The organism is Pseudoalteromonas sp. US3C1013 (genome assembly GCF_048401115.1).
Lineage (GTDB): Bacteria > Pseudomonadota > Gammaproteobacteria > Enterobacterales > Alteromonadaceae > Pseudoalteromonas > Pseudoalteromonas undina.
In genome coordinates this window covers 957,654-971,334 of record NZ_CP183075.1, presented here as the reverse complement: position 1 = coordinate 971,334, position 13,681 = coordinate 957,654, and the positions used below count along the sequence as shown (strand labels likewise).

Here is a 13,681-nt window from a genome sequence, read left to right as displayed (position 1 = left end):
ACACTAAAAGTCTATAATTATAATCCAAGGAATGTATCTATGAAAAAAGCCCTCAAATTTGCATGTATTACCTGTGCAGTATCAATTGCATTAACAGGTTGCAGTCAATCTAATAATTCAGCCTCTACCCCTGTGGCAACTGAGCAAACACAACAAGTAAAAACCTATAACGCTAAAACCTTTTTTGATACAACATCTATCATGGGCAGTAGCTTTTCCCCGACTGGCGATAAAGTTCTAGTTAGTAGCGATGAAAGCGGTATCTATAGCCTCTATGAAGTCGATGTAAAAACAGCAAGTAAAACGCGCCTAACCAATTTTGAAGACAGCACCTACCCTATTCGCTATTTCCCAAATGATGAGCGTGTACTATTTACCAAGGACTCAGGCGGTAATGAGCGCTACCATGTTTATGTGCGTGAAGTTGATGGTTCAATCAAAGATTTAACTCCAGGGGAAGAAACCCGCGCGAGTTTTACAGGCTTTACTAAAGATGGCAGTCAGTTTTTTATTACCAGTAATCAACGCGATGCCAAGTTTATGGACTTGTATCGTGTAGATAGCAAAACCTATAAAGTCACGCCCGTTTATCAAAACACACAAGGACTAGATGTGGGCGCAATTAGCCCTGATGGACGCTACATTGCACTGTCTAAAAATAATACCAATAAAGACAGCGATACGTTTATTCTTGATACCTATAAGAAAACCCTCAAGCCGCAATTAATTTCAAAACACGATACACCAGCACAATATACGCCTGAGACCTTCTCTGTAGACAGCAAATATTTATACTACTCAACAGACGCTAAAGGAGAGTTTTCAGAGGTGTGGCAATATGAGCTCGCCACAGGCAAGCACAGCCCAGCATTAAAAGATGATTGGGACGTTAGCTTTATTTACTTTTCTAAATCTGGGCGTTACCAAGTAAGCGGTGTAAATGCTGATGCCAGCACAAAGGTCACAGTAAAAGACACGCAAACAGCGGATGAAATTGCCATGCCTAAATTACCTGCGGGAAATCTACGTGGTGTGAATTTCTCAAGCGATGAGAAAACCATGGCGTTTTATTTAAATTCAGATACCTCACCAAGCAACTTATTTGTTTGGCAAGTTGGCAGTAATGAAGCCAAGCAACTTACCAACACATTAAGTGAAGATATAGATCAAAACGACTTAGTAGAGAGCACCATTGTGCGCTTTAAAAGTTTTGATGATTTAGAAATACCGGGCGTATTATACAAACCAAAACAAGCCAGCAGCACCAATAAAGTACCTGCACTTATTTGGGTGCATGGCGGCCCAGGTGGGCAAAGCCGAACTGGTTATAGCGCAATGCAGCAACATTTAGTTAATCATGGCTATGCTATTTTTGCCGTCAATAACCGCGGTAGCTCAGGCTATGGTAAAACATTTTTCCATTTAGACGATAAAAAACATGGCACCGATGATCTACAAGATATTGTCTACGGTAAAAAACACTTACAAAGCCTAGATTGGGTCGATGCAGATAAAATCGGCATCATGGGTGGTAGCTACGGCGGCTTTATGACCGCAGCCGCGCTTGCCTTTGAACCGGAAGAGTTCAAAGTAGGTATCAATATTTTTGGTGTGACTAACTGGGTACGCACACTGAACTCAATTCCACCATGGTGGGAAAGCTTTAAAAAGGCGCTATACGATGAAATGGGCGATCCTGCCACCGATGGTGAACGTCACCGTGCTATTTCACCGCTATTTCATGCCGATAACATCACTAAGCCTTTAATGGTTATTCAAGGTGCTAATGATCCACGCGTATTACAAATTGAAAGCGATGAGTTGGTTGCTGCGGTTAAAGCTAATGGTGTGCCAGTAGAGTATGTATTATTTGATGATGAAGGCCACGGTTTTAGCAAAAAAGAAAACCGTATCAGCGCCTCCAACGCCTACCTAAACTTTTTAGATACTTACTTGAAAGAACGCTTTGGCCCACAAGGGTAATTGTAAGCCAATTTATATTAAAGCCTGCTGCGTTTTCATGTACGCAGGCTTTTTATTGCTTGGTTAATCTAGGTTCCAGTAAAGCGAGCGCCAAACCAAATACAGCAGCAAAAATACCTAAAAACTCAAACCAACTATTGCCTGCATGTGGCATAGTCCGCGAAAGCTCATTTGCAGTATAAACACGTTTACCTCCCTCAACCTCTTCAACAAATGATTCACCGACATACTCATCCATTAACTTAAAACTTGGTACCCTTCTGGCCAGCATTTCCCGATTTTTCTCATCTCTTTTTTCTCGATTCGACTCAATAATATAATTGCTCCAATGAGTAAAAACATTCAGAGGTTCACCTGTTTTGATCACACCTTGTGATTTATATTCGTAAAAGCGCTCATTGAACACATAGTTTTTATGTCCTGCATAAAACAATGCACAACCAATAGATATTAAAAACATTGCGAGATAAATAACCTTACGCTGTGTGGCTGAGCTCTTTACTGCTTTACTTTTATACCACAGCTCTACATCGGGTATTTGCATCAGTCTAACTTTATCGTGACTCGATACTAGTGGCTTCATAAACTCATCAATTGAAAGATCTAATGCTATCAATAAAGCTCTAAATATTTCATTGGAGGGAATTGATTTATCGTTTTCAAGCTTGGATAAATAACTCTGCTCTATACCCGCTTGCTGGGCAAATTCAGGTTGGCTCAATTTTTTATTATTTCTTAGCTGCTTTAATTGCTGACCTAATGTACTCATCTTAATGCTTCCTTTTTTAAAGTGAGGTTAGATTCTTGGTAATTCATGCAGAGATAAGAAGCTGAATATTAAAGAATAGCCAAGAATATTAGCAGGTTAGTATAGAAGAGTCGAGCTGATAGCTGATAGCTGATAGCTGATAGCTGATAGCTGATAGCTGATAAAAAATTATGTTTGGATTTATTAATAAGGAAATTATTTATTGCTTGTTATTGAGGAAATAACAAGTGGCGGAGTGGACGGGACTCGAACCCGCGACCCCCGGCGTGACAGGCCGGTATTCTAACCAACTGAACTACCACTCCGCAGTGGTATGTGCATGGGGTAATGCACTTACTAATTTTGTTACGATATCAAATGGCGGAGTGGACGGGACTCGAACCCGCGACCCCCGGCGTGACAGGCCGGTATTCTAACCAACTGAACTACCACTCCGCAGAGATATCTTTTTACTTGTCATTACTTAATTTGTTGGCGGAGTGGACGGGACTCGAACCCGCGACCCCCGGCGTGACAGGCCGGTATTCTAACCAACTGAACTACCACTCCAGCATACAAATTTTGTAATATAACAGTGTTTAAATAGTTGGCGGAGTGGACGGGACTCGAACCCGCGACCCCCGGCGTGACAGGCCGGTATTCTAACCAACTGAACTACCACTCCAGCGCGTATTTAAACTGTTATTTTTTCTTATTGGCGGAGTGGACGGGACTCGAACCCGCGACCCCCGGCGTGACAGGCCGGTATTCTAACCAACTGAACTACCACTCCATAATAAGAATATGTTTTACAACCATATGTTGTGTAAGTGTTGGCGGAGTGGACGGGACTCGAACCCGCGACCCCCGGCGTGACAGGCCGGTATTCTAACCAACTGAACTACCACTCCAGCGCATACTTACAAATTGTCGAAAATTGGCGGAGTGGACGGGACTCGAACCCGCGACCCCCGGCGTGACAGGCCGGTATTCTAACCAACTGAACTACCACTCCGCATTTTCGTTTCTGTCTGAGTCTCCCCTGACAGCGGCGTGAATAATACGAACCAGCCCCTGCTTCGTCAAGGGCTTTTTTGTTTTTTTACAGGTTTTTTAGTCATCTGACATCGAAAGGTTTAAAATTCCACCTGATTTATCATTTTTTGAGCTATTTTCTGGTTCATCTGATTTTTGCTGTTCAGCTTTTTTTGACTCAACAGCTTTCTTTTTATTTAAAAAAGCTAAATTCAATTTAAGTTTTAATGGTTTGTTCTGCACAAAAACACGAATACATAACCAACCTATAAATAAAATGGCCAAATTTCCACCAACAATTAAACTAACCATTAATCCCGTGGACATTACTTTTGGTTTTACAACTGGCACAGGAATAATTTCTGGTTCGCTAACACTGGCAACTGGAATTTCTGGAATCACTTCAATCGGTCTTTCTATTTCAAATAAATAGGTTGGCAATGTAGCCATAAACTCTCGGTCATTGATTGTTGAGCCAAAAACAGAGATTTCAATGTTGTAGCGCCCCCAGCCATAATCTTGTAAAGCCAGCTCTCTAGCAGTAGTGCTGTTGCTATCTAAGTAAAATACCTGCTCTTCACCATTGGGATAATAAATTTTACCTTGCATGATCACCGTATCAGGTTTTAAAAGCTCATCATCAATATTGATGGTAATGCGATGATCATCCCCCTCTTCGGTTGCTTCAACGGAGGTAAAGCTGAAAGGCGGCTCATGCACAACAATAGGATCTTGAACCACCCGCCTCTCTAATACATCAGTGGTAATATAAAGCTCAGGGCGCCACTCGCCAGGTGTGAAATTTAAGGTAAACTCACCGGTAAACACACCGTCTTTAGCGCTTTCATCGAACCCGTAGCCATCATCTTTGAATTCAGTTACTTGTTGTATGCCTGCACCAAAGTTTTCAAAGTTTTCATTATTGGTGCTCACAAAGCTTACATTAAGCGATACCGCATCTTTAAATAGGTTGGCGCGAATCGGCTCGCCATCATTTAAAATCTCACCAGTTACCTTTACAGTTTCACCCTGAAACAGAATTTTAGGCAGTGGGTCTACTTTTAGCGATAGCTCACCAATAACAACAATGCGGCTTTCTGGCATTATTTGGCCAATAACTTGCCACGGCCCAGGCATGGGATTGCGAATAACCACTAAGTCATAATTTAATTCGTCGTACCAATCAAGACTAGTGTTTCTCACCGCATTGGTTGCAAAGTATTTAGTACCATCGGGTCTTACTAAAATTACGGCAGGCGATCCAGGGCGTCTAAAAAATATTAATTTTATTTCATCAATTTTGTCATCAACACGAAAACGGTTATCCAGTAACGGGATTTCATTTTGTTTACCGCTGCCTTTTAACTCTTCAACTTGCTTTACGCTGTGTGCATCGGGGTGGAAACACACGGCAATTAAAAGCAGTGAAACTACTAATAGCGTTTTCATAATAATGCCCTATTCAGCGCGCCATAAACAATGGCCGCCCTCCTTTTGTACAATTTCTAAACGCGTTTGATGTGCGCTTTGCTCTGCATCGTTAGCTGCTATAACTACCAAAGGTGCTCTGTCGCTACTTAGGCGTCTAATACCGCCTTTTTGATCTTCACTTGAGTCATCTTTGTTTTGATTTAGGTTTAGCTTTACTTGCCCCCCGGTCATTGCCAGGTAAACATCGGCTAAAATTTCAGAATCCAGTAAGGCGCCGTGTAACGTCCGCTTAGTGTTATCAACATCGTAGCGGCGACAAAGTGCATCTAGGTTGTTCTTTTGCCCTGGATGCAAGTCACGCGCCATTTTAAGGGTATCAAGCACACCACAAAAACTATGGGTGTTTTGATAGCCTTGATTTAATAACGCAAATTCATTATCCATATGGCCAATATCGAACGGCGCATTATGAATGACTAACTCAGCCCCTTTAATATAGTCAAAAAACTCTTGGGCAATATCACGATAAAGCGGTTTATCGCGTAAAAATTCATTAGTAATACCGTGAACATCGATTGCTTCTTCTTCAATGCTGCGCTGCGGATTAATGTAAACGTGAAAATTATTGCCGGTTAACCGGCGATTCATAAGCTCCACACAACCGATCTCAATGATACGGTGCCCTTGTTTAGGGTCGATGCCGGTGGTTTCTGTATCTAAAACTATTTGTCTGCGTGCCATATCGAATTAAGCCTGACTCTGGTATCTTTCTATAATCACTTTATTGTACATAATATCAAGGTAAAACAGTGCAAAAAACCGTAGAGATTTACACCGATGGTTCGTGTTTAGGTAATCCAGGCCCCGGTGGTTATGGTATTTTTATGATTTATGAAGCCCATGAAAAAAAATTAAGCCAAGGTTATAAGCTTACAACCAACAACCGTATGGAAATGCTGGCAGCCATTGTGGCGCTAGAATCTCTTAATCGTGCCTGCCCTGTAACCCTGACTACCGATAGCCAATATGTTAAGCAGGGTATTGAGTCTTGGATCACCAATTGGAAAAAACGCGGTTGGCAAACCTCGGCTAAAAAGCCGGTTAAAAATGTCGATTTATGGAAACGTCTCGACAAAGCCTGTGCCGAGCACGACGTTACCTGGAAATGGGTAAAAGGGCACAGTGGCCACAAATATAACGAAATTGTTGACGACCTTGCTCGTGATGCAGCCAGCGGCAACAACTTACTCGATGATGAAGGTTACCAACCGTAACCCTCTACATCATGCTATTTTTTATTTTGTTGATAATGCTGCTTTGAGGTTTGCCTAAGCCCTACCCCTTTTATTGGCGCAAATTGTGGACGAGCATGCCACTTAGGTTTGATTGGTGTAAGTGGCGCAACTCGTTTTCGTGCCACCAGCATATACACACTGCCCATAGGTTTTAAATACTGTTTGGTAAAGCTGCGCCAAAATGCAAACCGCGATAAGCGATTACCGCGCGCCAACGACGAATAAATAAAACGCTCATCGGCCACAATTTCAAATCCAAGTAAATTTAGCCAGTCTTTTACCCGTGCAGGAGTAAAAAAGCGCCCTGTCCACGGTAATTTTTGACGGCTAAACGGCAGTAACTGCGCTAACCCACAAAAGCTAAACGGATTAAAACCCGTAATGGCGATATAACCGCCTGGAATAAGAGTTCGATGAGCCTCACGTAAAATATGATGTGGATCTGAGTGATACTCTAAACAATGGCTCATAATGCAAGCATCTATACTATGCTCGTAAAAAGGCAGTTCATCTATATCGGCAACCACCCCCGTGTATGGGCCAAGCTCTGCAACACATACTTGATGTTTAATGGAGCTTTTACTGGTGTCTAATTCACCGCTTAAATTACCTAATTTAAGCATATGATAGCCAAACATTCGCGGTAACCAAGGCGACAATTTGCGTTCTATATCACAACGTAAATAATCACCATGCGGAAACTGCTGCCATGACAACGGTTTAGGACCTTCTTGAAAACTAAGGGCTGGTTTCATTATATAAGCTCGTTATAATATTAATTAAATACCACTTTATAGAGCAACGATACATGGTGCAAGTCAAAGCAATTAAAGCCTTTTCTGATAACTACATTTGGTGCTTAACCACCGAGCAGAATAACCAAGCGTGGGTGGTTGATCCTGGGCAATCAGCGCCAGTTTTAGAGCATTTAGCACAGCATAACTTAACCCTTGGCGGTATTTTAATTACCCATCATCATTATGATCATACCGATGGCGTAGCTCAATTAGTAAAGCAGTACCCTAACATCACAGTTTACGGCCCAAGTAATAGCCCATTTGAGGGAATAACAACGCCTTTAAATGAAGGTGATACAATTAGCGTTTTAAACATTCCATTTGACATTATAGCGACTCCTGGGCACACCCTAGACCATATTTGTTATATTAATGATGCACTGGCCTTTACTGGCGACACCCTATTTAGCGGCGGTTGTGGGCGCTTATTTGAAGGCAGCCCTGAGCAAATGTGGCATTCATTTAATAAGTTGCGAGTACTGCCAAGTGATTGCAAAGTATATTGCACCCACGAATACACCCAAGCAAACTTGGCCTTTGCAAAAGCGGTTGAGCCACGAAACCCCGAATTACTCGCTTACAGCCAGCAAGTAGATGAATTGCGAAAAAATGATGAAATAAGCTTGCCAAGCACCATAGGTCAAGAGCTTAAAGTTAACCCTTTCATGCGTAGCAACTTACCCAATATTACAGAGTCATTACCAAAAGAGTATTGTTTAGTTACAAAAAACAATGAACCTTGGGAAAACTTTGCTAGTCTGAGAAAGTTCAAAGATCATTTTTAAGCTAGCAACAATAATAATAAAACGATTAGTTAACAAACAATAAGTTAACATTTTCTAATCATATTTGTTTGGAACTTTTAACGGTCATAAGTGGCAATGTTGACTCATTATGGGTAGTATTCGCCGAGTTTTTTACCCTATGTATTGGTATTTATGAATAAATCTCCTCTTTTATTGGTCTTAGCGATGACGCTAGGCGGTTGTCAAACACTGACAACGTTAAACACAGATTCACAAAATCAAGCTCAAAACCAGCTTGAAGGCGCCAGCCCAAATGATATTAGCACTGCATTAATGATGAATGCGCAATATCAACAAGTAAACGATATTGAAGAAGAAGCCCCTGTGTTTGACGATGTTTGGGAGCGTATTCGTTACCAATTATCTATTGATATTCCACAAAATCGCCCAGTGGTCGCTGAGCGTAATTATTATGCACGTCATCAGGCATACCTTGACCGTATTTCTAAACGTGCTGAGCCGTATTTACATTTTATTGTTGAAGAAATTGAAAAGCGTGAAATGCCCATCGAAATTGCACTTTTACCCATTGTAGAAAGTGCGTTCGACCCTTATGGCTATTCGCACCGTACTGCATCGGGTATTTGGCAGTTTATGCCCGCAACCGGCGAGCGTTTCGATTTAAAACAAAACTGGTGGTATGACGGTCGTCGCGATATTGTGCAGTCTACTCGCGCTGCACTTGATTATCTCTCGTACTTACACAAAACCCTTGAAGGTGATTGGCTGAACGCAATTGCCGCCTATAACTCAGGTGAAGGCCGCTTGCTGCGTGCGATTAAAAAGAATCGTAAAAAGCATTTACCTACCGACTTTTGGTCACTAGATTTACCTCGTGAAACCACCGCCTACGTGCCTAAATTATTAGCTTTAGCTGATTTACTAAAACGTGCAGATGAGTTTAAAGTGTCGTGGAAGCCAATAATTAACGCACAAGTAGTCGAAGTGGTTAATATTGAGTCACAAATAGATTTAGCACTGGCTGCGGATATGGCCGATATGACCCTTACCGAACTATATCGATTAAATCCAGGATTTAACCGCTGGGCAACCGATCCTGATGGCCCACACTTTTTATTACTACCTACCGATAAAGTAGAACAATTCACTGAAAAGCTTACCGCTACAGCGATTAAAAACCGTCTTCGTTGGCAGCAATATAAGGTCAAACGTGGCGATAGCTTGTCGGTGATTGCAGATAAATTTACCACTAGTATCAGCGCGATTAAGTCATTAAATAAGCTTAACTCAAACGTAATTCGTGTGGGTCAACAAATTTTAGTACCACTCACTGATGGTAAAATTAACAGTGAACATTTGCCTCAGCAAGTACGTGCGGCCGCTAATAAAAGTTTACGCACTAAACTTTCTCATACGGTAAAAAGTGGCGATACCCTATGGGATATTAGCCGCGAATACGATGTAACTATGAGTGAATTAGCTAAGTGGAATAAGCTGAAAAAAAATGCAGTACTGCGTTTAAATCAAAAATTGGTAGTTTATAAGTCAGCTAGCCAGCCTAAAAAGTCGACGAGTAATACTAATCGTACTATTACCTACAAAGTTCGTCGAGGCGATTCTTTAGCGCGTATAGCGTCTAAGTTTAATTTAACAGTGAGCGATATTATTAAATGGAATAACCTTGCCGGACAAAAATACTTACAGCCAGGACAAAAGCTTAAATTAAAAGTAGATGTAAGAAGTAGCTGATCCTTATTGTAAAAAACTGTTAAATAAAAAAAGAGCGCATGCGCTCTTTTTTTATGCCTGCTATAAACCTTAGCCTACAATGCCTAAAGGCTGTGCTGTTTGCCATGCACCGCGAGTAAAATCGGGAATATCGATTGAGCGGCTACGCTCACTCACAGACTGGGCTGATAACGGTGAAATAACCGACCATGCTGCGCCATCGTAAACGTCCTGATCCAGCGGTTCGCCATTTCTTAAACAGTAAATCATCCGCCAAAACATTAAAAAGTCCATGCCACCATGGCCACCATTGCGCTGTGCCTCTTCACCCATTTTAATCCATAGGGGATGGTCGTACTGCTCATACCATCCGCTCATATCATAATCCCATTCATGAAAACTTTTAGAACCACCATTTTCAAGGGCAATACGATTAGGGAAACCGGCAAACACACCATTCGTGCCTTGGATTAAGTTATGTCGAGAGTATGGCCGAGGGGTTGTTGTATCGTGCTGTACCATAATACTGCGCCCCTTGAGAGTTTTAATCAGTGCCGTGTTCATATCACCGGCAATATAATTAAGCTGATTACGGGAATGATCCGCTGCAAATTCACGTTGTGCATACGCGCTTCTACCCAGCGAAGGAGAGCTCATGGAGGTTAAAAAATCAAACCTATCGCCACGATTTATATTCATATATTGCGATACAGGGCCTAATCCATGGGTCGGGTATAAATTACCATCACGTTTTGCATGCCATTGCGTTCGCCATGAGCCTGTTTTGTGCTCAAGCTCTTTCATTTGCCAACGTAGCTCATGGATATAGGCCGCTTCGCCATGTAACAGCTCCCCAAATACACCTTGGCGCACCATGTTTAATACCATTAACTCGTCGCGACCGTAATTCACATTTTCCATCATCATGCAATTTTTTTGAGTACGTTCGGCGGTATCTACAATTTGCCACATTTCGTCAACAGTCAGTGCCAAGGGCACTTCAACAAAAGCATGTTTTGCGCTGTTCATAGTATCGATAGCCATAGGTGCATGCCATGCCCAAGGAGTAGAAATAATGACTATATCTATGTCTTGTCGTTCAAGCATTTGTTGATAGGCCCGCTCACTGCCAGTATATAACGCCGGCTTAGCTACCCCTTTATCAACTAAATAATTGGCAGCTCGCTCTAGCACCTCAGTGTGCGTGTCACAAATAGCGACTATTTGCGCACCTTCAATATGGCTCATGCGCTTTACATGTCCATAACCGCGCTGACCCACACCAATAAAGCCCACTCTAACCACATCCATTTTAGGCGCGACTAAACCAATAACGCTGCGCCCTTGCTGTTTTGGTGCGCTTGCATTAGCACTTCCACTTGATGCACAACCACTCACTACACCTGCAGCTGCGGCAACACTGGCTGCTTTTAAAAAGTCTCGACGATTAAATTGCTTCATTGCTTTATCCCTTTTGTTATTGTTTTAACTTACCTAAAGGCGATGAACGGGTAAATAGGTGAAGAGGTAAGCGACATAAAAATAAGGTTAAAAGAGATAAAAATTCGCATTTACCGGTTACTTGGGGTTATAGTCGAAAAAAATTATTATTTTAAGTAGTTATGTCTTATATAAAAATCACTGCACTTTTTTTAGCTATTGCACTAACGGGTTGCTCTGAGCCTACAACGCCAGCTTCATCTCTTGAAAACACCCCTGGCGTTAGTTTAAATAATCTTAAACAGCATATTAAAACCTTAGCGTCAGATGACTTTGAAGGACGCGGCCCGCTTACCTTAGGTGAAGTTAAAACCGTTGGTTATTTAAGTGAGCAATACCAAGCAATGGGGTTGTCTGGCGCGTATCAAGAGAAGTATTTACAGCCAGTTAAAATGGCCATGCTAACTGCAGATCAAAACATGCAATTAACTATGGGGAAGCTTAGCTTTATTGCAGGTAAAGACTTCACCGCCCGTACAAAGCAGTTACAGCCGATTATTGATGTCCGCAATAGCGATATTGTATTTGTTGGTTATGGGATTAACGCGCCAGAATATAACTGGAACGACTATGCCAATGTTGATGTAACCGATAAAACCGTTATTGTGCTGGTGAACGATCCGGGCTTTGCCACCCAAGACGATACACTATTTACAGGCAATGCCATGACCTACTATGGCCGCTGGACTTATAAATATGAAGAAGCCGCGCGCCGAGGTGCAAAAGCGGTATTTATTGTTCATGAAACAGCCCCAGCCGCATACCCTTGGGGCGTGGTTGAAAGCTCAAACACGGGCACCAAGTATAGCTTGATGGACAACAACCTTAATGCATCTGAACTGCCAGTTATGGGCTGGTTAACACTTAATACGGCTGAACAAGTATTCGCATCGGCAAACTTAAATTATCAACAATTAAAGCAACACGCATTAAGTAAGCAATTTCAAGCCAAGGAATTGAACTTAAAGGCGAACCTTGCATTTAAAAATGAAGTGTCACACGCTAAATCACATAATGTGGTTGCACAAATTACAGGCAGTGAAACCCCTGACGAATACGTTATTATTAGTGCCCATTGGGACCATTTTGGTACTAAACAAACCGACAGTGGACCTAAAATTTATAATGGCGCAGTAGATAATGCTTCGGGCACCGCAGCAACACTTGAAATAGCTCGCATTATGAGCAAGATGCATCAGCAAAAGCCATTTAAACGCTCAATCCTGTTTGCTAACTTTACCGCCGAAGAAACAGGTCTAATCGGCTCAGAAGAATTTGCCAATGGGAATATGATTGCCACCAAAAAAATGGTCGGATTATTAAATATCGATGGTATGAACGTGCTCGATGAAACCGATTATATTTTGCAATACGGTAACAACCTATCAGAAATGGAGAGTTACTTAGCAAGCGCGGCTAAAGCACAAGGACGCGTGGTAAAAATGGATCCTCGCCCACAAAATGGATTGTTTTTTAGATCAGATCATTTCTCACTCGCTAAACAAGGCGTGCCAAGTTTACTGTTTATGAGCTTAGGTGATACCGATCCTGACTACATCAGTCATAAATACCATAAAGAAGCCGACGACTATTCAGATACATGGTCATTAGCTGGTGCAAAACAGGATATCGAGCTAGTTATAGATATAGCCAGTCAACTTGCCAATAATGGCGACTGGCCTAAGTGGACAAGCGAGTCTGATTTTAAAGCCAAACGTTTAGAAGATAAGTAAATGAAAAAGCAGCCGAGAAATTATTCGGCTGCTTTTATCTGTATCGTTAAAGATTGTGCGTGTTTGTTACTGAACTTTGGCAAATTCTTGCTTAGATAATTCGCCATTCCCGTCAATATCTAAGTCATCAAATAATTTAGCTAATTGTGAATTAGCTTGTGCTTCAGACTGGCTAATAACGCCGTCGCCATCAGAATCAAAAGAATCAAAGTCAACCGCAGCAAAAGCGGCAGAAGACGAAGCAAGTGCAATTAAAGCAAGCGTTTTAGTAAATGTTTTCATAATAAATCCTTAGCTTAATAAAAAAGTGGGTAAGAAATCCTTTTCAAAGATCCTTAGGGAATTATAAAGTTAGTATGCTGAAAATTCGTCTTTAGAAAGTTCACCATTGCCATCTACGTCCAGCTCTGCAAACTGCTCCATAAGTTCGGCCGCAACCGATGCTTCAGCTTGGCTAATTGCGCCACTACCATCTACATCAAGAGTTTCAAAGTCTGTGCTGGCAAATACTGCAGATGAAGAAGCAAGTGCCATAAGTACAAGAGTTGACTGTAATTTTTTCATAATATTAATCCTTCAAAGTATGCAATGTTTGGGTATAAATTAATTAACTCAACGCTACAACCGTACATCCTAGTTATTCTCTTTCATAGGCTCCCTTGCC

At 41.7% G+C, this 13,681-nt stretch carries 12 protein-coding genes and 7 tRNA genes; 5 read left to right on the top strand and 14 right to left on the bottom strand.

The features are described from left to right. The first annotated feature begins 39 nt into the window (after window positions 1-39). Window positions 40-1,983 (top strand): S9 family peptidase, encoded by a 1,944-nt coding sequence (locus tag ACNSN2_RS04535; protein ID WP_418608648.1) that lies wholly within the window; start codon window positions 40-42, stop codon window positions 1,981-1,983. Between the two features lie 52 nt (window positions 1,984-2,035). Here the strand turns inward: ACNSN2_RS04535 and ACNSN2_RS04530 are convergent, their stop codons facing one another. The 10 genes from ACNSN2_RS04530 to dnaQ form a co-directional block, all read right to left on the bottom strand. Beyond that, on the bottom strand, window positions 2,036-2,752 hold the full coding sequence (locus tag ACNSN2_RS04530; protein WP_008111733.1) for a helix-turn-helix domain-containing protein: 717 nt from the start codon (window positions 2,750-2,752) through the stop codon (window positions 2,036-2,038). Window positions 2,753-2,980: 228 nt separating this feature from the next. Continuing rightward, window positions 2,981-3,057 (bottom strand) — tRNA-Asp (locus ACNSN2_RS04525). A gap of 53 nt (window positions 3,058-3,110) precedes the next feature. Next, window positions 3,111-3,187 (bottom strand) — tRNA-Asp (locus tag ACNSN2_RS04520). 37 nt (window positions 3,188-3,224) lie between these two features. Continuing rightward, window positions 3,225-3,301 (bottom strand) — tRNA-Asp (locus ACNSN2_RS04515). A 38-nt stretch (window positions 3,302-3,339) separates the two neighbouring features. Further along, window positions 3,340-3,416 (bottom strand) — tRNA-Asp (locus ACNSN2_RS04510). Window positions 3,417-3,447: 31 nt separating this feature from the next. Then, window positions 3,448-3,524 (bottom strand) — tRNA-Asp (locus tag ACNSN2_RS04505). 41 nt (window positions 3,525-3,565) lie between these two features. Beyond that, window positions 3,566-3,642, bottom strand: a tRNA-Asp gene (locus tag ACNSN2_RS04500). A 27-nt stretch (window positions 3,643-3,669) separates the two neighbouring features. Continuing rightward, a tRNA-Asp gene (locus tag ACNSN2_RS04495) sits at window positions 3,670-3,746 on the bottom strand. A 98-nt stretch (window positions 3,747-3,844) separates the two neighbouring features. Further along, window positions 3,845-5,215, bottom strand: a complete 1,371-nt coding sequence (locus ACNSN2_RS04490; RefSeq protein ID WP_010391426.1) for a TIGR03503 family protein — start codon at window positions 5,213-5,215, stop codon at window positions 3,845-3,847. Between the two features lie 9 nt (window positions 5,216-5,224). Continuing rightward, window positions 5,225-5,938, bottom strand: a complete 714-nt coding sequence (gene dnaQ / locus ACNSN2_RS04485; RefSeq protein ID WP_418608647.1) for a DNA polymerase III subunit epsilon — start codon at window positions 5,936-5,938, stop codon at window positions 5,225-5,227. Window positions 5,939-6,006: 68 nt separating this feature from the next. On the opposite strand from dnaQ, the gene rnhA reads away from it, so the two are divergent. Further along, a complete protein-coding gene (rnhA, locus tag ACNSN2_RS04480; RefSeq protein WP_054202172.1) occupies window positions 6,007-6,471 on the top strand; it encodes a ribonuclease HI in 465 nt (154 codons plus the stop codon). 14 nt (window positions 6,472-6,485) lie between these two features. Here the strand turns inward: rnhA and ACNSN2_RS04475 are convergent, their stop codons facing one another. Further along, window positions 6,486-7,247 (bottom strand): class I SAM-dependent methyltransferase, encoded by a 762-nt coding sequence (locus tag ACNSN2_RS04475; RefSeq protein WP_054202171.1) that lies wholly within the window; start codon window positions 7,245-7,247, stop codon window positions 6,486-6,488. A 53-nt stretch (window positions 7,248-7,300) separates the two neighbouring features. On the opposite strand from ACNSN2_RS04475, the gene gloB reads away from it, so the two are divergent. Together gloB and ACNSN2_RS04465 are read left to right on the top strand one after the other, a co-directional pair. Then, the gene (gene gloB / locus ACNSN2_RS04470; protein WP_055011755.1) at window positions 7,301-8,074 is read left to right on the top strand and encodes a hydroxyacylglutathione hydrolase; all 774 of its coding nucleotides are present in this window, start codon (window positions 7,301-7,303) and stop codon (window positions 8,072-8,074) included. A gap of 153 nt (window positions 8,075-8,227) precedes the next feature. Beyond that, on the top strand, window positions 8,228-9,805 hold the full coding sequence (locus ACNSN2_RS04465) for a LysM peptidoglycan-binding domain-containing protein (protein ID WP_075170564.1): 1,578 nt from the start codon (window positions 8,228-8,230) through the stop codon (window positions 9,803-9,805). 69 nt (window positions 9,806-9,874) lie between these two features. On the opposite strand, the gene ACNSN2_RS04460 is transcribed toward ACNSN2_RS04465, so the two are convergent. Further along, on the bottom strand, window positions 9,875-11,245 hold the full coding sequence (locus ACNSN2_RS04460) for a Gfo/Idh/MocA family protein (RefSeq protein ID WP_418608646.1): 1,371 nt from the start codon (window positions 11,243-11,245) through the stop codon (window positions 9,875-9,877). Between the two features lie 161 nt (window positions 11,246-11,406). On the opposite strand from ACNSN2_RS04460, the gene ACNSN2_RS04455 reads away from it, so the two are divergent. Next, window positions 11,407-13,017, top strand: a complete 1,611-nt coding sequence (locus ACNSN2_RS04455) for a M28 family metallopeptidase (protein WP_418608645.1) — start codon at window positions 11,407-11,409, stop codon at window positions 13,015-13,017. A gap of 66 nt (window positions 13,018-13,083) precedes the next feature. On the opposite strand, the gene ACNSN2_RS04450 is transcribed toward ACNSN2_RS04455, so the two are convergent. Beyond that, window positions 13,084-13,299, bottom strand: a complete 216-nt coding sequence (locus ACNSN2_RS04450) for a calmodulin (RefSeq protein ID WP_418608644.1) — start codon at window positions 13,297-13,299, stop codon at window positions 13,084-13,086. A 69-nt stretch (window positions 13,300-13,368) separates the two neighbouring features. Continuing rightward, on the bottom strand, window positions 13,369-13,581 hold the full coding sequence (locus ACNSN2_RS04445; RefSeq protein WP_010391414.1) for a calmodulin: 213 nt from the start codon (window positions 13,579-13,581) through the stop codon (window positions 13,369-13,371). Between the last annotated feature and the right edge of the window lie 100 nt (window positions 13,582-13,681).

Bases quoted from the DNA above. Each gene is read 5' to 3' on its own strand.
- ACNSN2_RS04535 (WP_418608648.1), top strand. From the start codon at position 40: ATGAAAAAAGCCCTCAAATTTGCATGTATTACCTGTGCAGTATCAATT.
- ACNSN2_RS04530 (WP_008111733.1), bottom strand. From the start codon at position 2,752: ATGAGTACATTAGGTCAGCAATTAAAGCAGCTAAGAAATAATAAAAAA.
- ACNSN2_RS04490 (WP_010391426.1), bottom strand. From the start codon at position 5,215: ATGAAAACGCTATTAGTAGTTTCACTGCTTTTAATTGCCGTGTGTTTC.
- dnaQ (WP_418608647.1), bottom strand. From the start codon at position 5,938: ATGGCACGCAGACAAATAGTTTTAGATACAGAAACCACCGGCATCGAC.
- ACNSN2_RS04475 (WP_054202171.1), bottom strand. From the start codon at position 7,247: ATGAAACCAGCCCTTAGTTTTCAAGAAGGTCCTAAACCGTTGTCATGG.
- gloB (WP_055011755.1), top strand. From the start codon at position 7,301: ATGGTGCAAGTCAAAGCAATTAAAGCCTTTTCTGATAACTACATTTGG.
- ACNSN2_RS04465 (WP_075170564.1), top strand. From the start codon at position 8,228: ATGAATAAATCTCCTCTTTTATTGGTCTTAGCGATGACGCTAGGCGGT.
- ACNSN2_RS04460 (WP_418608646.1), bottom strand. From the start codon at position 11,245: ATGAAGCAATTTAATCGTCGAGACTTTTTAAAAGCAGCCAGTGTTGCC.
- ACNSN2_RS04455 (WP_418608645.1), top strand. From the start codon at position 11,407: ATGTCTTATATAAAAATCACTGCACTTTTTTTAGCTATTGCACTAACG.
- ACNSN2_RS04450 (WP_418608644.1), bottom strand. From the start codon at position 13,299: ATGAAAACATTTACTAAAACGCTTGCTTTAATTGCACTTGCTTCGTCT.
- ACNSN2_RS04445 (WP_010391414.1), bottom strand. From the start codon at position 13,581: ATGAAAAAATTACAGTCAACTCTTGTACTTATGGCACTTGCTTCTTCA.